At 70.3% G+C, this 20497-nt stretch carries 26 protein-coding genes; 10 read left to right on the forward strand and 16 right to left on the reverse strand.

Features of this window, described 5'->3' with window-relative positions; genetic code table 11:
* Positions 1–3: 3 nt before the first annotated feature.
* The 5 genes from QZV94_RS04015 to QZV94_RS04035 all read right to left on the reverse strand — a co-directional run bounded on the left by QZV94_RS04015 (position 4) and on the right by QZV94_RS04035 (position 3121).
* Complete coding sequence (locus tag QZV94_RS04015) at positions 4–471, reverse strand: cupin domain-containing protein (protein WP_293676516.1); 468 nt, start codon at positions 469–471, stop codon at positions 4–6.
* On the reverse strand, positions 468–1172 hold the full coding sequence (locus QZV94_RS04020; protein ID WP_293676517.1) for a peptidylprolyl isomerase: 705 nt from the start codon (positions 1170–1172) through the stop codon (positions 468–470). Before QZV94_RS04020 ends, QZV94_RS04015 begins: the two co-directional genes overlap by 4 nt.
* Positions 1111–1773: a hypothetical protein gene (locus QZV94_RS04025; protein ID WP_293676518.1), complete on the reverse strand. Its 663-nt coding sequence runs from the start codon at positions 1771–1773 to the stop codon at positions 1111–1113. The genes QZV94_RS04020 and QZV94_RS04025 overlap by 62 nt, the downstream gene beginning before the upstream one ends.
* Positions 1761–2219, reverse strand: a complete 459-nt coding sequence (locus tag QZV94_RS04030; RefSeq protein WP_293676519.1) for a hypothetical protein — start codon at positions 2217–2219, stop codon at positions 1761–1763. The genes QZV94_RS04025 and QZV94_RS04030 overlap by 13 nt, the downstream gene beginning before the upstream one ends.
* Before the next feature lie 62 nt (positions 2220–2281).
* On the reverse strand, positions 2282–3121 hold the full coding sequence (locus QZV94_RS04035) for an EcsC family protein (RefSeq protein ID WP_293676520.1): 840 nt from the start codon (positions 3119–3121) through the stop codon (positions 2282–2284).
* Positions 3122–3284: 163 nt separating this feature from the next.
* On the opposite strand from QZV94_RS04035, the gene QZV94_RS04040 reads away from it, so the two are divergent.
* Complete coding sequence (locus tag QZV94_RS04040) at positions 3285–3497, forward strand: hypothetical protein (RefSeq protein WP_293676521.1); 213 nt, start codon at positions 3285–3287, stop codon at positions 3495–3497.
* 7 nt (positions 3498–3504) lie between these two features.
* Here QZV94_RS04040 and QZV94_RS04045 read toward each other — a convergent pair whose 3' ends face one another.
* The 3 genes from QZV94_RS04045 to QZV94_RS04055 are packed head-to-tail and all read right to left on the reverse strand — an operon-like array spanning position 3505 to position 5031.
* Complete coding sequence (locus QZV94_RS04045) at positions 3505–3987, reverse strand: SRPBCC family protein (protein WP_293676522.1); 483 nt, start codon at positions 3985–3987, stop codon at positions 3505–3507.
* 52 nt (positions 3988–4039) lie between these two features.
* The gene (locus tag QZV94_RS04050) at positions 4040–4285 is read right to left on the reverse strand and encodes a hypothetical protein (protein ID WP_293676523.1); all 246 of its coding nucleotides are present in this window, start codon (positions 4283–4285) and stop codon (positions 4040–4042) included.
* Entirely contained in the window at positions 4285–5031 is a 747-nt protein-coding gene (locus QZV94_RS04055; protein WP_293676524.1) for a YebC/PmpR family DNA-binding transcriptional regulator, read from the reverse strand. Before QZV94_RS04055 ends, QZV94_RS04050 begins: the two co-directional genes overlap by 1 nt.
* Positions 5032–5135: 104 nt before the next feature.
* On the opposite strand from QZV94_RS04055, the gene QZV94_RS04060 reads away from it, so the two are divergent.
* Positions 5136–5366 (forward strand): hypothetical protein, encoded by a 231-nt coding sequence (locus tag QZV94_RS04060; RefSeq protein ID WP_293676525.1) that lies wholly within the window; start codon positions 5136–5138, stop codon positions 5364–5366.
* Between the two features lie 6 nt (positions 5367–5372).
* Here QZV94_RS04060 and QZV94_RS04065 read toward each other — a convergent pair whose 3' ends face one another.
* Genes QZV94_RS04065 through QZV94_RS04080 form a run of 4 tightly spaced genes read right to left on the reverse strand, consistent with a single transcriptional unit; the run spans position 5373 to position 9101 of the window.
* Complete coding sequence (locus tag QZV94_RS04065; RefSeq protein ID WP_293676526.1) at positions 5373–6863, reverse strand: hypothetical protein; 1491 nt, start codon at positions 6861–6863, stop codon at positions 5373–5375.
* 15 nt (positions 6864–6878) lie between these two features.
* The gene (locus QZV94_RS04070) at positions 6879–7466 is read right to left on the reverse strand and encodes a histidine phosphatase family protein (RefSeq protein ID WP_293676527.1); all 588 of its coding nucleotides are present in this window, start codon (positions 7464–7466) and stop codon (positions 6879–6881) included.
* Positions 7463–8248 (reverse strand): SDR family NAD(P)-dependent oxidoreductase, encoded by a 786-nt coding sequence (locus tag QZV94_RS04075; RefSeq protein ID WP_293676528.1) that lies wholly within the window; start codon positions 8246–8248, stop codon positions 7463–7465. The genes QZV94_RS04070 and QZV94_RS04075 overlap by 4 nt, the downstream gene beginning before the upstream one ends.
* A 13-nt stretch (positions 8249–8261) precedes the next feature.
* Positions 8262–9101, reverse strand: coding sequence for an alpha/beta hydrolase (locus tag QZV94_RS04080; protein WP_293676529.1), 840 nt, complete (start codon positions 9099–9101; stop codon positions 8262–8264).
* A gap of 391 nt (positions 9102–9492) precedes the next feature.
* Between QZV94_RS04080 and dnaN the strand changes: the two genes are divergently transcribed.
* Positions 9493–10611, forward strand: coding sequence for a DNA polymerase III subunit beta (gene dnaN / locus QZV94_RS04085; protein WP_293676530.1), 1119 nt, complete (start codon positions 9493–9495; stop codon positions 10609–10611).
* Between the two features lie 19 nt (positions 10612–10630).
* Here the strand turns inward: dnaN and QZV94_RS04090 are convergent, their stop codons facing one another.
* On the reverse strand, positions 10631–11119 hold the full coding sequence (locus tag QZV94_RS04090) for a hypothetical protein (protein WP_293676531.1): 489 nt from the start codon (positions 11117–11119) through the stop codon (positions 10631–10633).
* A gap of 61 nt (positions 11120–11180) precedes the next feature.
* Positions 11181–11465 (reverse strand): zinc-finger domain-containing protein, encoded by a 285-nt coding sequence (locus QZV94_RS04095; RefSeq protein WP_293676532.1) that lies wholly within the window; start codon positions 11463–11465, stop codon positions 11181–11183.
* A 92-nt stretch (positions 11466–11557) separates the two neighbouring features.
* Here QZV94_RS04095 and QZV94_RS04100 point away from each other — a divergent pair, with 92 nt between their 5' ends.
* On the forward strand, positions 11558–12505 hold the full coding sequence (locus QZV94_RS04100; protein ID WP_293676533.1) for an ABC transporter ATP-binding protein: 948 nt from the start codon (positions 11558–11560) through the stop codon (positions 12503–12505).
* Positions 12506–12540: 35 nt separating this feature from the next.
* On the opposite strand, the gene QZV94_RS04105 is transcribed toward QZV94_RS04100, so the two are convergent.
* Positions 12541–13098 carry a GNAT family N-acetyltransferase gene (locus tag QZV94_RS04105; protein ID WP_293676534.1) on the reverse strand — a complete coding sequence of 186 codons (558 nt, stop codon included), beginning with the start codon at positions 13096–13098 and terminating at the stop codon, positions 12541–12543.
* Between the two features lie 94 nt (positions 13099–13192).
* On the opposite strand from QZV94_RS04105, the gene mutS reads away from it, so the two are divergent.
* From mutS to trmB, 3 genes are read left to right on the forward strand one after another with little or no spacing between them, the layout of a single operon-like run.
* Positions 13193–15877 carry a DNA mismatch repair protein MutS gene (mutS, locus tag QZV94_RS04110; protein WP_293676535.1) on the forward strand — a complete coding sequence of 895 codons (2685 nt, stop codon included), beginning with the start codon at positions 13193–13195 and terminating at the stop codon, positions 15875–15877.
* A 48-nt stretch (positions 15878–15925) separates the two neighbouring features.
* Entirely contained in the window at positions 15926–16126 is a 201-nt protein-coding gene (locus QZV94_RS04115) for a hypothetical protein (protein WP_293676536.1), read from the forward strand.
* 43 nt (positions 16127–16169) lie between these two features.
* Complete coding sequence (trmB, locus tag QZV94_RS04120; protein WP_293676537.1) at positions 16170–16844, forward strand: tRNA (guanosine(46)-N7)-methyltransferase TrmB; 675 nt, start codon at positions 16170–16172, stop codon at positions 16842–16844.
* On the opposite strand, the gene ppa is transcribed toward trmB, so the two are convergent.
* Positions 16841–17374 (reverse strand): inorganic diphosphatase, encoded by a 534-nt coding sequence (ppa, locus tag QZV94_RS04125; RefSeq protein ID WP_293676538.1) that lies wholly within the window; start codon positions 17372–17374, stop codon positions 16841–16843. The two genes, trmB and ppa, sit on opposite strands and share 4 nt — an antisense overlap.
* Positions 17375–17571: 197 nt before the next feature.
* Here ppa and rimP point away from each other — a divergent pair, with 197 nt between their 5' ends.
* From rimP to QZV94_RS04140, 3 genes are all read left to right on the forward strand, one after another.
* Positions 17572–18117, forward strand: coding sequence for a ribosome maturation factor RimP (gene rimP / locus QZV94_RS04130; RefSeq protein WP_293676539.1), 546 nt, complete (start codon positions 17572–17574; stop codon positions 18115–18117).
* Positions 18118–18129: 12 nt separating this feature from the next.
* On the forward strand, positions 18130–19827 hold the full coding sequence (nusA, locus tag QZV94_RS04135; protein WP_293676540.1) for a transcription termination factor NusA: 1698 nt from the start codon (positions 18130–18132) through the stop codon (positions 19825–19827).
* 21 nt (positions 19828–19848) lie between these two features.
* Positions 19849–20497, forward strand: a 649-nt coding sequence (locus QZV94_RS04140; protein ID WP_293676541.1) for an RNA-binding protein, incomplete at its 3' end; no start/stop codon positions are given.

A 20497-nucleotide genomic window follows, 5' to 3' on the forward strand; every position in this document is an offset into this window, starting at 1 on the left:
GGATCAGGACTTATGGATCGGGTCGATCCACGCCACGCCCTCGGGGGCCTCGGCAGGCTCGATCTCCAGGTTCACCACCACCGCCTCTGAGTCGCTGCGCACCAGGACACAGGACAAGGTCTCGTCGGTGGAGGCGTTGATCTCCTGGTGCGGCACGTAGGGGGGCACGTAGATGAAGTCGCCCGGACCGGCCTCGGCGACGAACTCCAGCGCCTCGCCCCAGCGCATGCGGGCGCGGCCGGAGACCACGTAGATCACGCTCTCCAGCGGGCCGTGATGGTGCGGGCCGGTCTTGGCGTTGGCGTGGATGTGGACTGTGCCTGCCCACAGTTTCTGGGCTCCAGTACGGGCGCGGTCGATGGCGACGGCGCGGTCCATGCCGGGGGTCGTCGCGCTGACCGGGCCGAGCTGATCGCCGGGCACGACACGGACTCCGGAGTGCTTCCAGCCGTCTTCGGGGGTTTCGCTCATGGCGCGGGCGCCGGGGCCGCGGGCGGTGGGGGCGGCGCGGCGGCAGGGGCGGTTGCGGGCGGCGCAACGGGAACGCGGCTCACCCGCATGATGCGGACGGGCTTCACCAGCATCTCGCCCTTCATCGCGCCCTCACCCCGGTTGGGGTCGGTGGGCAGGACGATGATTTTCTGGACCACCTCGAGGCCCTCCACGACTTGACCGAAGGCGGCGAAGCCTGGGTTGGCCTTGGGATTCTTGGGGTCGGCGTCGAGATAGCTCATGTCGCCGAGCGTGATGGACCAGTCCGCCTGGGCCGAGCCGGGGGCGTGGCGGCCCATGGAGATCGTGCCCTGGGTCTTGTGGGTCAGACCGGTCTTGATCGTGCTCTCGTGGGCAATCGGCGGCAGCACCTTGGCCGGGTTGTTCTGCAGGCCGCCCTGGATCAGGCCGTAGTCGGCGGCGGTGTAGCCCGGCGGCTTGGACGCCCGATAGAAGGTCGCGCCGGTGAACAGGCCGCGGTCCACGTACTTCAGGTAGTTGGCCACCGTGATCGGGGCCTTGTCGGCGAAGAGCTCGACGACGATGGCGCCCTCGGCCGTCTCGATCTTCACGCGCGGATTGGGCTTGGCCGCCGGCGCGGAGGGAGCGGGCGGAGTCTCAGCCTGGGCGGCTGTCACGGCGAGGGCGGCGCAGAGGCCAAGGAGGGTGCGGCGGAGCATGGGCGCCAGAATAGCCCGTCGCCACCCTTGCCCGCCAGTCGGTGTCGCGGCTGTTGGTGACGCCGAGCAGTTGCAGGAAGCTGACGGCGGAGAGCGGTGCGCCGACCGGCCGCTTGGCGGCGACATAGAGCGGCACGACCACCCAGGCCTGTGGGAACACCTTCAGCTCGCGATCGCGCATGCCGCCCAGGTGCGGGCAGCGCTTCAGGGAGGCCTCGGCGCACCGCAGGTGCAGCGGTGCGATCGACCCGCAGTCGAGCAGCACGCGGTCGTCTTCCAGGTCGGCGGGTAACGCCTTGGCGAAGCCGCGCCCCCGCAGCGCGCCCGCGGCGACGAAGCGGCCGGTCTGGCTCCAGCGGTCGCCCTCGGCGGTGGTCTCGCCGCACATGGGACAGAGGAGGGCCCGCACGCTGTCGCGCTGGCGGCGCAGGTGGTTCTTCGAATAGAGCGGCTGGCCAACGCCCGGCTTCCACGCCTGCAGCGCGGCGAGCTGGCCATCGACGGTCGGACAGGGGCCGACCGCGCCCAGCGGCTCCTGTGACCAGCTGGTCACCCAGGGGACGTCACGGCCGACGACGAGGCGGGAGGCTATTTCGGACATTTGATGAACGTATCCGTCTGGCCGCGCGAGCGCAGGCCACCTTTGGCGCTGATTAGGGTCTGGACGCGCGCAGCGCACAGCCGGCGCGACTTGACGACGGACTCGACCCGGGAGTCGACCCGCGCAGAGCGGCCGTCTGCGGCGATGGCGATACGCAGGATCCGGCCGGTCTCGCGTGGTTTGGCGCCCTGCAGCGACTTGCGGGCCTGAGTGCGGGCCTGGGGCAGCGTCGAGGTTCCGTACCGCACGGGGGGCTTGTCCCCGACATAGGCCTGGTCGGTGAAGCTCGCGTCGGGGGTGAAGCCGGCGAAGTAGGCGTCCAGTCGTCCGGCGTTCCAGGCCGCCTCTTGCCGGGTCAGGAAGCCGCGTACGTCCGCCTCGGTAATACGGCCCTGGGCGAAGGCGGGACCGGCGATGACGAGGCTGGCAAGGATAAGGCTTCGCACGTGGTCTCCTTTCCTCCTCCGGTTCGTCGTCGGCAGCACCGCCCGGACGACGACGTGGTGCGTCAACGCGCCAGCCAGCGCATACGGTAGCCGTTCATCGCCGTCTCGCCGAGCCGCTCCAGGAGCCGCCAGTTGACCACCGCCCCGATGGGCGCGCCGACGAGGGGGATCATCTGGGCCAGTTTCGCCAGGTCGATGTAGTCGCGGTACTCTTGCTGATAGGCGCGCCAGTCGAAGTGTTCGAAGTCGGCTGGATGCGCGCGGCCGTCCCAGTTCTCGATCCCCGCGAAGACCCGCGCGCGGTGGTCGGCGCCGGAGAACGCCAGCTGGAAGAGGCTGAGGATGAAGAGCCGCTCCTCGAACCGCTCGGCCTCGTGACCGTAGATCGCCGAGAGATCGAACAGCAGCTTGAACTTCAGGACCAGGAGCGCCGGGAAGTCGGCCAGCGCCAGCCAGAATCCGCCGGCGCCTGCGACTCCGCCTTCGACCGCGGCGGTCTTGCGGTAGCCGTCGAGGGCGGCCAACGCGCGCCGGTCCCGCTCGGCCAATGACGCGCCGATCAGGGGCTCGGCGGTGGTGAGGTCGGCGCCGGTGAGGATCGTTCGGGTGACGCCCTGCATGACGCCGGTGACCGTGGCGTGGACCTTCTCGGGGATCAGGCGATTGACGCGCCCCTGCAGGCCCTTGGCGGCGCGCTCCAGCCGGCCGGCCGGCTTCAGGACTGCGGCGCGCCAGTCGGCGACCTCGGCCCGGGCCCAGTCCTCGTAGGCGGCCTCGGTGACCTTGGCGGGCGGCGTGGGGCGGGCTATCGCGACATCACCAGCTGCAGGATCCAGGCGCCGATGGCGGTGACCATCGTGCCGGTCAGGATGCCTCGCACGAAGGCGCCGTGGCGGTCCCACCAGACCCGGCGGGCCCGCATGCGCTGGGCGCGGTCGACCTTCCGTCTCTGCATAGTCTTCCCGCTCCCCGTGACGGCGACGTTCTTAGCCTGCCCGCCGCCGGGACGGAACCTTGGACGGCGCCGGGGGATTGGCTCAGCCCGAGACCTTGAGGAAACGAGCCATGTGGCGGACGAGCATGATCGCAGCGGCGCTGCTGCTGAACGGCTGCGCAAGCGCTGGCGAGGGGGCCAAGACGGAGGTCAACGCGGTGGTGCAGGACGAAGGCGCACGCCAGGCGGCGGCCGTTACGGCCGCGCAGGGCGCTGGCAGCAAGGCGGCCCTCGAGGCGGGCGAGGCGGCCGCCAAGCCGGAAACCGCCTCGCCGCAGCCCTAGAGGCGGGCTATTTCGCCTCGGCGGCCGCCTTGATGGTGGCCAGGAGCCCGGTGAACTGCGCCGTGCGGCCCTTGATGTCGGCGTCCTTCTTGGACGGGTCGGGAAGGGCGGCGGCGTCGTACACCAGCGTGTACACCAGCTTCGAGGACTTGGCGTCGACGGGCTGGATCTGCAGCGTGCCGTGATAGTCGATCGGCGATTTCGGTTGGCTGTAGGTATAGGACCACGGCGTGCTGGCCACGAGCACTTCGGTGACGCGCCCCGCGATGACGCGGACCGCACCCACCTCGCCATCCTTGCCCGAGGTGATCTCGCAGGTGGTCTTGAACCAGGCGCCGATGGTGCAGTAGCCGCTCACCTTCTTCCAGGCCTCGGCGGCCGGCGCATTGACGCTGGTCTCCAGATTGATGGTGACGAAGTCGGCTGCGCTGGCGGCGCCGGCGAGGCTGATGGCGGCCGCGGCGGCGGCGAGGCTGATAATGGTCTTCAAGGCGTTCCCCTTCTCGGTTGAGGGGACCATAGCTGTGCGGACGTAACGGCGCCTATGGGCGAAGTAGGGCGATCAGGGCCGGCAGGAAGAGATAGGCCAGGATCACCACCGCCAGGATCGCCAGGATCAGGCCGGCGCGCGGGTTGGCGCCAAGGAAGGTCTCGCGCATCTGCGCCTTAGGGTTGGGCTTCGGCTTGCGCTTCGCGGCCTCCTCCCGCTCCCTGCGGTAGCGGCGCAGGTCGGTGACCCGCGGGTCTTCCGACGGTTTGCGGGGCGGCTTGGGCGGTGGCTTGGCCATCAGCCTTCGAGCTTCTCCAGGTCCTCGGCCGAGATGTCGGCGTTGGAATAGACGGTCTGGATGTCGTCGTCGTCCTCGAGCGCCTCGATCAGCTTCATCAGGGTCGCCACCGCATCGCCGCTGATCGGGGTGAGCGCCTTAGGCCGCCAGGCCAGCGTCGTGGACTTGGCGGGGCCCAGGGCCGCTTCGAGCGCAGCCGCCACGTCCGACAGCCCGTCGAAGGCGGTGTAGATGGTGTGGCCGTCCTCGTCGGATTCCACGTCCTCGGCGCCGGCCTCGATGGCGGCCTCCATGACCTTGTCCTCGGACCCGGCCTCCGGCCCGTAGACGATCTGGCCGACCCGGTCCCACATGAACGAGACCGAGCCGGTCTCCCCCAGGTTGCCGCCCTGCTTGGTGAAGGTGGAGCGCACGGTGGCGGCCGTGCGGTTGCGGTTGTCGGTGAGCGTCTCGACGATGACGCCGACCCCGCCGGGCCCGAAGCCCTCGTAGCGGATCTCCTCATAGGCCTCGGCATCGCCGCCGGACGCCTTCTTGATCGCGCGCTCGATGACGTCCTTGGGCAGGGATTCGCCCTTGGCGTTGTTCACTGCCAGGCGCAGCCGGGCGTTCATCGCCGGGTCGGGCAGACCCTGCTTGGCCGCCACGGTGATTTCGCGCGAGAGCTTGGAGAACAGCTTGGAGCGCGCGGAGTCCGCGCGGCCCTTGCGGTGCATGATATTCTTGAACTTGGAATGTCCGGCCATGGTCCGTCGGTCGAGTTTGGGTGGCCGCTTCTAACCGGCCGCAACGCGCGGCGGAACCCCTGGGCGCAGTGCGGGTTAGCTCAGCAATTCGTCGGAGCCCTGCCATGACCCATCCCCGTGAGGATTTCGAGCCTGAGGAACAGAGCGGCGAACTGGTCCACTGGATGGAGCCCGGATCCCTGAGCGTCGGCGCCGCCGGGGTCGCGGCCCTGACCGTAGCGGCCTTCGCGCTGGGCATCGCCGCGGCGTTGGGCGTGCTCGCGGCCGGCCAGTGGATCGGCCCCCGCCGCGACGGCCTGCCGCCGTGGAAGTGGATACGCGGGTCCGTGCACTAGGACATTTCACAGACCGCTGATCTTCCTGCCGCAGGCCACCTTCTGGGCCTCGGTCATGCCGGGGGTCAGCTGCAGCCTACGGGTTTCCACCGTGGCGTCGCCATAGGGCCAGTAGGCGATCCTGCGCGGCTTGGCGCGGCGGCCGGCCGGGCGGACGGCGAGCTCGATCATCCGGGTCATGTCGCCGGCCTTGTACGTCCAGGTTTCCAGCGCCATCCCGTCGCGCACCCCGGAGTTCCAGGCGGGGCCACGGCGCACCACGCCCCTCACCTGCCTGGCGGCGAACGACGCCTCGGTATTGAAGCCCGCGTCGAAGGCCGGCGTCACGGTGATCCGCGCCTGCAAGCAGCCGTCGAACATTTCTTCTGGGAGGCCGATCGCGACGCGGGTCTCGGCGAACCGCGCGATGTCGGGCCGCAGATCGAGGCCGGCGGTCACCCAGGCGGCTGAGACCAGGCCGGTGATCATGTCGGGCCCTAGGCCGGCCGGGAAGCGCCGGTAGTGGTCGCGCGTGCGCGCCAGCACGTCGTCGAGGTCGGCCTTGCCCCTGGTCTTGAGCCGAACCGCCTCATCCCACTTCAGCGCCAGGAGGTAGCCGCGGCTGGCGGGGTCGGCCCCCCGTTCGTGCAGCCCTGCCTGGGCGACGCTCTCATCGGTGGTGGCCAGGCCGGCGCGGAGCAGGATGCGGTCGGTCAGGAACGCCGCGAACCCCTGGGTCAGCCAGTCTGAGGGCCGGGCGGCGGGACCCATGCGGCCGGGGAACTGGTCCAGCACCTGCGCCACGACGATCGCGCGGCGCAGGTCGGCGTCGGGCGCCTGGCGCGCCGGCACGGCCATCGCGTCGTCGCGGCCCACATAGCGGTCGCCGCGCAAGGCGGTCACGAGAAACGGCCCGTTGGCTTCGCTCCAATAGGCCCGCTCGGCGGCCAGGGCCGGGGCGGCCGCGTCGGCGAGTTGTGTGGCGGTGGGGGCGCCGGCGCCCAAGGTTGCGGCGCGCAGGGTTCCGCGCTCCGCGACCTGCACGGCCGGCCCGGCCAGCACCACCGAACGACGGATGTCGGCAACGGTCAGCGCGCGGCCGTGGGCGGCATGGTCGAGGTCGGATGCCATGCGCCAGCCCTTCGGCGGTCGCTGCCAGCGCACCGACGCAGGGACCGCGTCCCAGCCCTCCGGCGTCGCGAACAAGGCCTCGCCCAGGGCCGCGACGCCCGCGCCCTGCCCGGCGTATCGGTAGCGGATGGCGAGTTTTGCGCCCGGTTTGTGCCGCACCACGTAGTGGGCTGCGTCGATCGCCTGGGCCTGACCGCCGGACACGGCCAGGCCGGAGGCGAGCTCCGTGGGCGCGACCAGCCGCGTCTCGCCGTCGGCATCCCCGCGTAGGCGCAGCTCCACATCCAGTCCGGCCGGCGTCACGCGCAGCCGATAGTCGACGGCCGGCGCACGGTCAGCGCCCATCAGCAGGACGGCGGCGGCGGCGAGGAGGAAGGCGCGGAGCATCGGCCCCCTTAGCGGCTATTCGACGGGTTCGCAGTCGAAGCGGTCGATCTGGCCGTTTTGAAGGCGGTAGACGGCGTCCTGCGGAACGTCGAGCTCCGTAACCGCCTCCTGTGTCAGGCCCGCATAGACCCCGCGGAGAATGCGACCCGAGACGCCGTGGCTGACGACCACCAGACGGCGGTGTGGCTCGGGCTCGACGCTGGCCAGGAAGTTGGCCACCCGGTCCTCGACCTCTTCATAGCTCTCCCCGCCGACGGCGTTGAAGATCCAGCGGCGCGACGCCGCCGTCGCGGGGACGCCGGCGCCCACCTCGGCCCAGAGGCGGCCCTCCCAATCGCCGCAGCTCACCTCCATGAGGCGATCGTCGGCCTCCAGCGAGAGGCCCGCGGCGGCCGCGATGATCCCGGCGGTGGCGTGGGCTCGACCGAGCGGACTGGTGATCACCCGCCACGGACCAGGATCCCGCTGCGCCAGGCTGCGCACCAGGGCGGCCATGGCGTGGGCCTGCCGCTGGCCGCGCCCGGTGAGCGGGGAGTCCTTGCGGCCCTGCATGCGCCGCTCGACGTTCCACTCGGTTTCCCCATGGCGGGCGAGCAGGATCATCGGCGGCGGGGCATGATCGGATGCGAGCTGGAGAGGCCGCCGTCGACGGCGATGGTCTGGCCGTTGACGTAGGACGAGTCGTCGGAGGCGAGGAACAGGCCAGCGCGGGCGATCTCCTCAGGCTCCCCGTAGCGTGTGCTGGGATTGAGCTGGCCGATCCGGTCTCCCTTGCCGCGGGCGCGGGCGTTATCGAACAGCGGCCTGGTCATACCGGTCTCGATCAGGCCCGGCGCGATGGCGTTGACCCGGATCCCGGTGCCGTAGAGCTCGTTGCAGGCGGTCTTCACCAGGTTGATGACGCCGGCCTTGGAGGCCGAATAGGCCACCGCGCCATCGGCCGAGCGGATGCCGGCGATCGAGGCCGTGCAGATGATCGAGCCCTTGCCCTGCGGGATCATCGCCGCCGAAGCGTGCTTCACCGCCAGGAAGGGCCCGATCAGGTTCACCCGCAGGATCTCCGTCCACTCTTCCGCGGTCTGCGCCGCGAGCGAGTCGGAGCGGCCCAGGATTCCGGCGTTGGCCCAAAAGATGTCGAGGCCGCCGTACTCGGACTGAGCGCGGGCGACCAGCGACCGGACAAAGGCGTCGTCGCCGGCGTCGCCCTGGATCGCCAGGGCGCTGCCGCCGGCGGCGGTGATCTCCGCGACGGTGGCCGAGGCCGTGTCGTTGAGGTCCGACGCGATGACGTTCGCGCCCTCCGCGGCGAAGATCTTCGCCGCCGCCCGGCCGATCCCGCTGGCCGCCCCGGTGATGACCGCCGTGCGGCCGGATAGACGTCCCATGGTGTTTCCTTGCTCAAGCGTTCGGTCGGCCTCGGGTCGCCGCCGCGCAGATGGCGTCCAGGAAAATGCCGTGTAGGCCCGGGGGCAGATCGTGGCCCATGCCGGGGATCATCCGCAACTCCGCCTCGGGGATCGCCGCGGCGGTGGCTTGGCCACCCAGGGGCTGAACCAGCGGGTCGTCCTCGCCGTGCAGGACCACGGTGGGGATCGCGAGGCCGTTGAGCTCGGGGATGCGGTCGCCGTCGGCCATGATCGCCTTGCGTTGCCGCACGACCCCGGCGGGATTGTAGGCTCGGGCGTATTCCGCCTCGACACGGGCGCGGAGGTCCGTCTCCGTCCAGGGATAGGCGGGGCTGCCGATGGTGCGCGCGTTCTTCATGCCGTGGGCGACGAAGGCTTCCCAGTCCGCCTTCGGATCCGGCGGCGGGTCATTCAGCACCGCCAGCGCCGCGGGCGTGGACTGCAGCGTCTCGGGGCTTGGCGCCGACATGATCGAGGTCATCGACAGCACCCGGTCCGGGTGGTCCAGGGCCATGCGCTGGACGATCATCCCGCCCATGGACACCCCGGCGATGTGGGCGCGCCGCACGCCGGCGGCATCCAGCACCGCCATCCCATCGTTCGCCATGTCCGCCAGGACGTAACTCTGGCCGTCGAGCCAGGAGGACATTCCGGTGTCGCGGTTGTCGAAGCGGATGGCGCGGTAGCCTCGGGCGACCAGGGCGGCGCAGAACGCCTCCGGCCAGCGGGTCATCTGCGAGCCCAGGCCGTTGACCAGCAGGACGGCTTCCGGCCGGTCGTCGCCAAAGCTGTCGTACTCGATTTCGACGGCGCCGTTGTGGGCTCGCGGCATCACTGGTCTCCGGTTCGGTTTTGCCTCTGGGCAATAAGGCCGGCCGGCCCCGCTTCCTGGCTGCCGAACGACCCGTCAGCGCCAACGTGGACGGTCGAGCGCACTGTGGAGCGACGCCTTCGACAGTGAGCCCACCCAGGGCAACATGGTCAAGTACAGCGCCGTCCCGCCGGGCGCCGGCGACCTCGGCGATGATGATCCTGGGCTCCGGCGCCGCGGGCGGGGCGTCCGCCATCCACAGCTTGGACGTCCCACCCGCGCGGCGACGAGCTTCTATGGACGAGCAGCCCTTTTCCCCCCGGCAATTTTGGCTAATGTCCCAATCCCTTGCAGATCGGGGCGCGTGCGGACGCGGGTGATTCGTCCGCGGGTGTAAGCAGCCGGGACCGAGATGAAGCTGACGATCGAACGCGCCGCGCTCCTCAAGGCGCTGGGCCACGTGCAGAGCGCCGTGGAGCGCCGCAACACGATCCCGATCCTGTCGAACGTGCTGTTGTCGGCCGAACGGGACAGGTTGACCTTCTCGGCGACTGACCTCGACCTGGAGATCATCGACGTGGCCCTGGCCCAGGTGGACCAGCCTGGCCAGATCACCGCGCCCGCCCACACCCTCTACGAGATCGTCCGCAAGCTGCCCGAGGGCGCTGATGTCTCGCTGAGCTTCACCGGCGAGGACCCCCGTTTGACCGTCGCGGCGGGCCGCAGCCGCTTCAACCTGCCGGTGCTGCCGGCGGGCGACTTCCCGGTCATGAACGCCGACGGCTTCGCCGGGCGCATGAGCGTGGACGCCGGCGACTTGATCCGGTTGATCGACAAGACCCGCTTCGCCATCTCGGCGGAGGAGACGCGCTACTACCTGAACGGCCTCTACGTGCACACGATCGTCGTCGACGGCGTCGCCCGCCTGCGCGCCGTGGCCACCGACGGCTCGCGCCTGGCTCTGGCGGATATGCCCGCCCCGGAGGGCGCGGTGGGCGCGCCAGGCGTCATCGTGCCGCGCAAGACCATCAACGAAGTCCGCCGCCTGCTCGAGGACGCGGGCGAGAGCGTCGACCTGCAGATCAGCCCCCAGAAGGTGCGCCTCGAGCTGGGTGGGGCGGCTCTGACGTCAAAGGTCATCGACGGCAACTTCCCCGACTACGCTCGCGTGATCCCCAAGGACAACCACCGCACGGTCATGGTCGACGCCAAGCTGTTCGCTCAGGCCGTCGACCGCGTGGCCACGATCTCGGCGGAGAAGTCCCGCTCGGTGCGCATGGCCATCGACAGCGGCCGCGTCGTCCTCACGGTGCGCAATATGGAAGCCGGCCAGGCGGTCGAGGAGCTGGAGATCGACTACGACGGCGAGCCTTTCGAGCTCTCCTTCAACGCCCGCTATCTCCTGGACATCACCGACCAGATCTCGGGCGAGAGCATGGAGCTGCGCTTCGGCGGCCTCAACGACCCCGCGCTGGTCCTCGATCCGAGCGATGTAGACGTGCAGTACATCCTGATGCCGCTGCGGGTGTAGACGAAGCGCCGCGCCGCCTTCAGTCGCCTCGCCGGTAGGTGAAATCGAAACTCGGCGTCCAGGTCTTGCCGCCGTCGGTGGACTGCTCCCCGGCCTGCCGCACGCTCCCGTCGGGGTTCGGCGTATAGGTCATCCGCACCAGCGGTCCGTCCCACTTGCCGGTCAGCACCATCGCCTTGCCGGTCCAGCCGCCGGTGAAGTCGGCCCGGGTTCCGCCCGAGTCGATCCACGTCTGTTTCCAGGCCTTCTCGCCGGGCAGGTAGATGTTGAGGCTGCCGCCGTCCTGCTTGTTCTTCGGCATCCAGTTCTCCCGGATGCCGCAGCCGTTGTAGACTTTCTCGATCAGGCTCTCGGCGACGACCCCGTCCTTGCCGGTCTGCGAGACCTGCCAGCGGCCCACCCAGAAATCGAACTGCCGATGCTCGGCGGCGGCGCACGCCGGCTTCGGCGGCGCCTGGGCGACCGCGGGAGCGGCGAGAAGCGCAGCGGCGAGCGTGATGCGGATCATCGGGAGAGCTTGCCGCCGTCTTCCGCAGCGCTTCAAGCGCCTTGCAGCGAGCGGTCCCAAGTCAGTGCCCGTGCGGGCCCTCGTAGACACCCGGGGCCAGGCGCTCGTCCTCCGGGCCCTCGCCAGCGCTGGCCGCCAGCACGAAGCGGCGGTCGCAGTAGGGGCACTCGACGAAGGTCGCCTCGCCCATCTCCAGCCACACGCGTGGATGGCCCAGCGCCCCGCCGACCCCGTCGCAGGCGATCCGCCCGCTGCGCACCACCACGATCTCGGGCGGATTGGGGTCGACGATCAGCGCCGGCTTGGCCGGGGCCGGTTCGGGTTTCTTCGCGGCTCTGCGGGCCATGGTCTTCGGTACCTTCAAGCGGCTCGCTTGGCTGAGCGGCGGCGCGAGCCTAGGTATGCGACGCGACCTTCGCGCGTCAACGACAGGACCCCATGGACCTTCCGGAATTCGCCATCGAGGCCAGGGGCCTGGTCAAGACCTACGCGGCCACCAAGACCACGCCGGAAATGCAGGCGCTGCGGGGAATCGACCTGGCCATTCCGCGCGGCTCGATCTTCGGCCTCCTCGGCCCGAACGGCGCCGGCAAGTCCACCTTCATCAACATCCTGGCCGGCCTCTGCCAGAAGACCTCGGGCAGCGTCGCCATCTGGGGCCGCGACATCGACCGGACGCCGCGCGACGCGCGCGCGGCCATCGGGGTGGTCCCGCAGGAGATCGCCGCCGACCCGTTCTTTACCCCCTTCGAGGCGCTTGAGGTGGCCGCCGGCATGTATGCGGTGCCCAAGGCCGAGCGGCGCAGCCTCGAACTCCTGACCGCGCTGGGCCTTGCCGACAAGGCCAAGGCCTACGTCCGCCAGCTCTCCGGCGGCATGAAGCGGCGGCTGATGGTGGCCAAGGCCATGGTCCACAACCCGCCGGTGCTGATCCTCGACGAGCCCACTGCCGGCGTCGACGTGGAGCTGCGCAAGCAGCTCTGGAACTACGTCCTGGAGCTGAACCGCAAGGGCGTGACCATCGTCCTCACCACCCACTACCTGGAGGAAGCCCAGGAGCTCTGCGACCAGATCGCCATCATCAACCGCGGCCAGGTGGTGGCCTGCGAGCCCACCACCACGCTCCTGCGCCGCATGGACACCCGCCTGGTGCTGGTCACCGTGGAAGAGCCCCTGGCGACCGCTCCGCCGCTCCCCGGCTTCGAGACCAAGCTCACCAAGTCCGGCGGCTTCTCGGTCAGCTACCGCACCGGCCACTCCACCGTCGAACAGGTCCTCGCCGCCATCCGCGCCGCGGGCCTCCACATCAAGGACATCTCCACCGAGGATCCGGACCTGGAGGACGTCTTCGTCTCCCTCACCTACGCCTCGGCGGAGGGGGTGTAGGCGCCCTGCCTTTCCCGCTTGCGGGAAGGGCAAGATCATTCGGGGAGAGGATAAAGCATCCCGATATCCCCCCACCGGTACGCCACCTCGTAGTAGGTCCCCCCGCCCGGCCCCGGCTCCAGCCGCGCCGGCTCGGCCTCGCCGCCCAGGTGCTCATAGAAGCCCCGCGCTGCGAAGTTGTCGCGCAGCACGCTGATCACGAGGGACTTCGCGCCGCGCGCCGCCAGCCCCCGGGCTGCGTCGGCCAGAAGCCGGCCGCCCAGGCCACGGCTTTGGGCGGCGCGGAGCAGGTAGAGCGTGGCCACCTCCGCCTCGTCCGCCACCCGCCGCCGCGATGGCCCGCCCTGGGCGTAGCCCACGAGGCCCCATCGGTCCGCAGCGGCCAGGATCACGTCGTCGGGGCCAGGTTTCATCAACATCTGGCCGAAGCGCCGCGCATGCGCCGGCTCGCTCATACGGGCGAGGTAGGCGTCGGGCAGCAGGCCCTTGTAGGTCTCGCGCCAGGACTGGACGTGCACCCGCGCCAGATCGTCGGCGTCGGTGGGCCCCGCCGGGAAGATCACGAACTGGGTATCGACGCGCCCTTGGGACATCTCAACCTCGACTCATCCATCCACAGCTTGGCGTTGGACCAGCGGTGTTCAAGGGGTGCGAGCGTCGCACCCATCCGCTAGCGTCCGGCCGCTGATGAACGCCCAGACCGCCCAAATGCCTGACGCCGCCGGGGCCACGCCCGTGATGGCGCAGTTCTTCGAGGCCAAGGCCTCGCAGCCGGACGCCCTGGTGTTCTTCCGCATGGGCGACTTCTTCGAGCTGTTCTTCGAGGACGCCCAGAAGGCCGCCGCGGTGCTGGGCATCACGCTCACGGCCCGGGGCCAGCACGGCGGCCAGCCGATCCCCATGGCGGGCGTGCCGGCGCATGCCATGGAAGCTTATCTCGCCAAGCTGATCCGTGCGGGCTTCAAGGTCGCGGTCTGCGACCAGCTGGAGGACGCCGCCGAGGCCAAGCGCCGGGGCGGCCACAAGGCCGTGGTCCGCCGAGACGTGGTCCGCGTGGTCACCCCTGGCACGCTGACCGAGGATGGCCTCCTGGACGCCCGCGGCGCCAATCGCCTGGCCGCCGTATCGGTGCGCGCCGGACACGCGGCCGTGGCCAGCGTCGAGCTCTCGACCGGCGAGGTGGAGTGCCTGGCGGTCACGGTCGCCGGCCTGGCCTCGGCGCTGGCGGCGCTGGGACCCTCGGAGATCCTGGTCCCCGACCGGCTGTTCGCCGACGAGGCGGTGTCGCAGGCGCTGAAGTCCGCCGGCGGGTTTGTCCAGCCGATGCCGGGCGCGCTGGCCGAGCCGGGCGCCTCGGAGACTCGGCTGAAGCGGCTGTACGGCGTCGAGACCCTGGACGGTTTCGGCCCGTTCACTGGCGCCGAGATATCCGCCCTCGGCCTGATCGCCGCCCACCTGGAGACCACCCAGGCCGGCCGCCTGCCCGCGCTCTCCGCACCGCGCCGCGCCGGCGAGAGCGACGTCATGGTCATCGACCCGGCGACGCGGAGCAGCCTGGAGATCGAGCGGTCCACCTCAGGCGCCCGCGACGGCTCGCTGTTGGGCGCCATCGACCGCACCGTCACCGCGCCAGGCGCGCGGCTGCTGGCGTCGCGGCTGGCGCGACCGCTGCTCGACCCCGCCGCCATCGATGCGCGGCTGGACGCCGTGGCCTGGTTCTGCGGCCACCGCGCCCAGCGCCAGAAGCTGCGCGAGGTGCTGAAAGGCCTGCCCGACATGGCCCGCGCGCTCAGCCGCCTCGCCCTGGGCCGCGGCGGGCCGCGCGACCTTGGGGCGCTCGCGGTCGGGCTCGAGGCAGGGGAGGCTATCTGCCGCCTGTTCGCCGACACCAGGGACCCACTGGTCAGCCAGCCGGCCGAAGTCTCCCAGGCCCTTTTCGCCCTCGACCTCGCCAACCTCCCGGACCTCGCCCAATTCCGCGACCTGCTGGCGTCCGGCCTCGGCCCCGACCTGCCGGCGCTTGCCCGCGACGGCGGTTTCGTGGCCCCCGGCGTCCGCCCCGAACTCGACCAGGCCCGCGCGCTGCGCGACGACAGCCGCCGCGTCATTGCCGCGCTGGAAGCGCAACTCGCCGCCGACTCCGGCGTGGCGCTGAAGATCCGCCACAACGCCGTCCTCGGCTACTTCGTCGAATGTACCGCCAAGGCCGGCGAGCCGCTGCTCAAGCCCCCGCTCAGCGCCACCTTCATCCACCGCCAGACCATGGCCAACCAGGTCCGCTTCACCACCGTGGAGCTGGCCGAGCTGGACGCGAAGATCGCACAGGCCGCCGAGCGCGCCCTGGCCATCGAGCTCGACACCTTCGAGGCCTGGCGCGAGGCCGCAACGCGGGTCGCCCGCCCCCTCCAGGCAGCGGCGGCCGCCGCGGCGACCCTGGACGTGGCCGCCGGCCTCGCCGAATGGGCCGACGACGTCGGGGCCACGAGGCCGACGGTGGATCGCTCGACGGCCTTCGAGGCCGAGGCCGCGCGCCACCCGGTGGTCGAGGCCGCCGTACGCCGCGCCGGGGAGGCCTTCACCCCCAACGACTGCCGACTGGATGGCGCCGGAGTCGGTGGGGCGCGCCTGAGCCTGGTCACCGGCCCGAACATGGCCGGCAAGTCGACTTTCCTGCGGCAGAACGCGTTGCTCGCCGTCCTCGCCCAGGCCGGCTGTTTCGTACCCGCCAAGCGCCTGCGGCTCGGTGTGGTCGACCGCCTGTTCAGCCGCGTGGGGGCCGGCGACGACTTGGCCCGAGGCCGCTCGACCTTCATGATGGAGATGGTCGAGACCGCCGCCATCCTGACCCAGGCGACCCCGCGCTCCCTGGTGATCCTGGACGAGATCGGCCGCGGCACCGCCACTTACGACGGCCTGGCCATCGCCTGGGCCTGCGCCGAGGCGCTGCACGAGACCAACCGCTGCCGCGCCCTCTTCGCCACCCACTATCACGAGCTCGCGGTGCTCGAGGGCCGGCTGGCTCACGTCTCCAACCTAAGCCTCAAGGCCAAGGAGTGGAACGGCGACCTGATCTTCCTGCACGAAGCCGGCCCCGGCCCCGCCGACCGCAGCTACGGCGTCCAGGTCGCCAAGCTGGCCGGCGTCCCGCCAGCCGTGGTGAGCCGCGCCCGGCAGGTGCTGGAACGCCTGGAGCGCGAAGCCGCCGGCCCCGCCAACCTCGACGACCTTCCGCTCTTCGCCGCCGTCGCCGAGCCCGAGGCCCGCTTCGGCCCCTCCAAGGTCGAGGAGGCCCTCCAGGTCCTCGACCCCGACGGCATGAGCCCCCGCGAAGCCATGGACGCCCTCTACCGGCTGAAGGGCTTGCTGGGCTGACGGTCGCGGCGGGCGGGAACGAAGGCGCGGCCTGGCCGTATGGTCCACATGGACAAGCTGAAGACCCTCGGAATCGTCTTCCTCGTGTGCCTGGCGCTGGGCGCGGGCTGGGCGCTGTGGATGGGCCTGAAGTTGCTGGCCTGGATCGCCATGGCGGGGCTGGTGGTGGGCGTTGTCATCAGCGTGGCATGGCGCGCGAAGATCGGGCGCCGGCTATCCGGGCCCGACGAACGTTCCCGGCTGACTTGAGGGCCAAGTTTGGCGCGCGGGAGGCGGCGCCCTAGAAGGCGCCATGTCCGACGCCGAGCGCCCCATCCGATCCTTCGGCCGCATCAAGTCGCGCGCCATCAAGCCGCGCCAGGCGGCGCTGGTGGACGAGCGCTTGCCCGCCCTGCGGATCCCCGACGGCCCGGTCGACCCGCGCGCGCTGATGCCTCAGGCGGCCGAGACCTGGCTGGAAATCGGCTTCGGCGGCGGCGAGCACATGGCCGCCCAGGCGGCGCGCGCGCCCGACGTCCTGATCCTGGGCGCCGAGCCGTTCCAGAACGGCGTGGCCAGCGCCGTGCGCCACATCGCCGAACAGGGCCTCACGAATATCCGTCTGCACGACGGCGACGTCCGCGACCTGATCGCGCACCTGCCCGACGCCAGCGTGGCGCGCGTCTTCATCCTCTTCCCGGACCCCTGGCCGAAGGTCCGCCACCACAAGCGCCGCCTGATACAGCCCGAGCTGGTCGCCGACCTCGCCCGGGTGCTCAAGCCCGGCGGGCGGCTGCGGTTCGCCAGCGACTGGGCCGACTACGTGGACTGGTCCCTCGCCCGGCTCACCGCATCCAAGACCTTCGCCTGGCAGGGTGAGCGAGCCGACGACTGGCGTACCCCGCCGCCCGACCACGTCACCACCCGCTATGAGGAAAAGCGCCTCGGCGACTGCGCCCCGGTATTCCTGGATTTCGTCCGGACCTAGCCGGCCACGGCGTAGCGCTCGATCGACTGGCGGATGATGTCGGCGGCCTCTTCCGGGTCCGCCCAGCGCACGATCTCGACGCTCTTGCCCTTCTCCAGGTCTTTGTAATGCTGGAAGAAATGGGCGATCTGCTCGGTCAGGATGGTGGGCAGCGAACGCCATGAGTCCACGCCGGTGTAGAAGGGGTGCAGGGCGTCCACCGGCACCGCCAGGATCTTCTCGTCCCCGCCCGCCTCGTCGCGCATGATCAGCGCCCCCACCGGCCGCGCGCGGATGATCGCCCCCGGCACCACCGGCGTCGGCCCGACCACGATAATGTCCATGGGGTCGCCGTCGTCGGCGAGCGTATGGGGGATGAACCCGTAGTTCCCTGGATAAAACATCGCCGTGTGCAGGAAGCGGTCGACGAAGATCGCACCGGACTCCTTGTCCAGCTCGTACTTTACCGGCTCGCCGCCCTGCGGGATCTCGATCAGGGCGTTGACGTCGTAGGGCGGGTTCTGGCCGACGGGGATCTTGGAGAGGTCCATGCCGCTTCCTGACCCATCCGAGCGTCGGATGAAAGCCCTCGTCCGCATGGAGCGGGCCGCAGAGTCGCAAGAGGGCTGACAACCACCCCTGCTGGGGCTATATATCCCCTCAACATCGTCCGTTAGCGCTGTATGGCGCCTACGAGCGGCGGGCTCCGGCCCGACCGCTTTTTTCTTTGCCGGAGGCCTGGGTTCCCGTGCGTGGGAAGACCGCTGAAGACCTTGAGCTTTTGGAGCTGCTCGACCCGGTGGCCGAGGCCGCTGGGTACGAGATCGTGCGCCTGCGGCTGATGGGCGGGACCGAAACGCGCCGGCTGCAGATCATGGCCGAACGCGCCATCGACGGCGACATGGTGGTAGAGGACTGCGCACGGCTGTCGCGGGCGCTCTCCGAGGTGCTGGACGCCGCCGATCCGATCAGCGGCGAATACACCCTGGAAGTCTCGTCGCCCGGCGTCGACCGGCCGCTGACCCGACTGAAGGATTTCGCGGCCTACGAGGGCCACGAAGTGAAGCTGGAGCTGGACCGCCTCGCCGAGGGCCGCAAGCGGTTCCGCGGCCGGCTGGCCTGCGTCGAGGACCAGCAGGTCGGCCTGGATCTTGAGGGCGAAGAGGAAACCGCGATGGTTCCCTTCGACTGGATCGTCGAGGCCAAGCTGGTGCTGACCGACGAACTGATGAAGCGCGGGGCGCAGGTCCGAGCGGCCCGCCTCGCATCCGACCAACAACACACGCCCGAGTAAGAGGAACACCCCATGAGCCTGACCGGCATCTCAGCCAACCGGCTTGAACTCCTGCAGATCGCCGAGGCGGTGGCCCGCGAGAAGTCGATCGACAAGGAGATCGTCATCGAGGCGATCGAGGAGGCGATCCAGAAGGGCGCCCGCTCGCGCTACGGCGCCGAGCACGACATCCGGGTGCACATCGATCCGAAGACCGGCGAGACCACCATCAAGCGGGTGATCACCGTGGTTGAGGACGACGCCATCTTCGGCGGCGGCATCGACGAGGAGACGGGGCTGGAGCTGCCGATCGAGGAACCGGCCGGCATCCTGCGGCTGGCGGACGCCAAGCGCCGGGACAAGAACGCCAAGGTGGGCGACACCTACGAGGAGCTGCTGCCGCCCTTCGAGTTCGGCCGGGTGCAGACCCAGATGGCCCGCCAGGTGGTGATGGGCAAGGTCCGCGACGCCGAGCGCGAGCGTCAGTACGAAGAGTACAAGGACCGCGTGGGCGAGATCGTCAACGGGACCGTCAAGCGGGTCGAATACGGCAACGTGGTCGTCGACCTGGGCCGCGGCGAAGGCATCATGCGCCGCGACCAGTCGATCCCGCGCGAGAACTTCAACATCGGCGACCGGATCCGCTGCTACATCTACGACGTCCGCCGCGAGACCAAGGGCCCTCAGATCCTGCTCAGCCGCGCGCACGGCGGCTTCATGGCCAAGCTGTTCGCCCAGGAGGTGCCGGAGGTCTACGACGGGGTCATCGAGATCCGCGCCGTGGCCCGCGATCCGGGCAGCCGCGCCAAGATGGCGGTGATCTCCAACGACAGCTCCATCGACCCCGTCGGCGCCTGCGTTGGTATGCGTGGATCGCGGGTGCAGGCGGTGGTGGCCGAGCTGCAGGGCGAGAAGATCGACATCATCCAGTGGAGCCCTGACGAGGCGACGTTCATCGTCAACGGCCTGGCGCCGGCCGAAGTCTCGAAGGTCGTCATGGACGAGGAGGACGAGCGGGTCGAGGTGGTCGTGCCGGACGAGCAGTTGAGCCTCGCCATCGGTCGCCGCGGCCAGAACGTGCGCCTCGCCAGCCAGCTGACGGGCTGGCAGATCGACATCATGACCGAGAGCCAGGAGAGCGAGCGCCGCCAGCGCGAGTTCGCCGAGCGCACGGCCCTGTTCCAGGAAGCCCTGGACGTGGACGAGGTGATCGCCCAGCTGCTGGTCACCGAGGGCTTCGCCACGGTCGAGGACGTGGCCTACGTCGACGTCTCCGAGGTCGCCTCGATCGAGGGCTTCGACGAGGACACCGGCGCCGAGATCCAGGCCCGCGCCCAAGACTACCTGGACAAGGAAGCCGCCGAGTACGACGCCAAGCGTCGCGAGCTGGGCGTCGAGGACGCCCTTCTGGAGATCGAGGGCATCACGCTGCCGATGGCGGTGGCCCTGGGCGAGGGCGACGTGAAGACCGTCGAGGACTTCGCCGGCCTGGTGCCCGACGACCTGCGCGGCTGGTTCGAGGCCAAGAATGGCGAACGCGTGCGCGAGCCGGGGATCCTCGAGGCCTTCGGCCTGGACCCGGCCGACGCCGAACTCCTCATCATGCGCGCCCGCGTGGCCATGGGCTGGGTCGAGGCGCCGGAAGAGCCGGAGCCGGTCGAGGAGGAGCTGGATCCCGCCGAAGAGGTCTTCGCCGAAGCCGAACCGGTCGGCGAAGCGCAAGACTCCTAAGGCCGGGTGAGGTGACCCGTCATGGAGATATCCGCCGCTAAGGCTTCCACCCACGCCCAGGCGTCGCGTGAGCGGCGCGACATCGTTTCGGGCGAGGTGATGACGGAGCAGCGGCTGATCCGCTTCGTGGCGGGGCCGGAGGGCCAGGTCGTGCCCGACCTGGCGCGCAAGCTTCCGGGACGGGGACTATGGGTGGCCGCCGACCGCGCCTCCGTGGCCACGGCCGCGAAGAAGGGGCTCTTCGCCCGCGCGGCCAAGGCGCAGCTCAAGGCCTCGGCCGAGTTGCCGGACCAGGTCGAGATGCTGCTGAAGACGCGGCTCCTGGCGGGGCTCGGACTTGCGAAACGGGGCGGCGACCTTATCTCGGGGTTTGAAAAGGTCTCCTCTGCCATCGCCGCGGGCAAGGTCGCGTGGCTGGTCGAAGCCTGCGATGGGGCTGCGGACGGTCGCGGAAAGCTCCTGCGTCTCGCCCGCCACCAGTCCCCGGCGCCTGGGCTTATCGGCCTGTTCGGCGCGGCCGAATTGGGTTTGGCCTTAGGGGGCGAGAATGTGATACACACCGCCTTCCTTGCGGGGCGAGCCGCCGAGCGTTGGACCGAGGATGTCCGGCGCCTGGCGGGGTTCAGTCCGCTCCTTCCTGAGGATTGGCGCGAGGAGCCTATCGAGGCGA

The organism is uncultured Phenylobacterium sp., assembly GCF_902826855.1.
GTDB lineage: Bacteria > Pseudomonadota > Alphaproteobacteria > Caulobacterales > Caulobacteraceae > Phenylobacterium.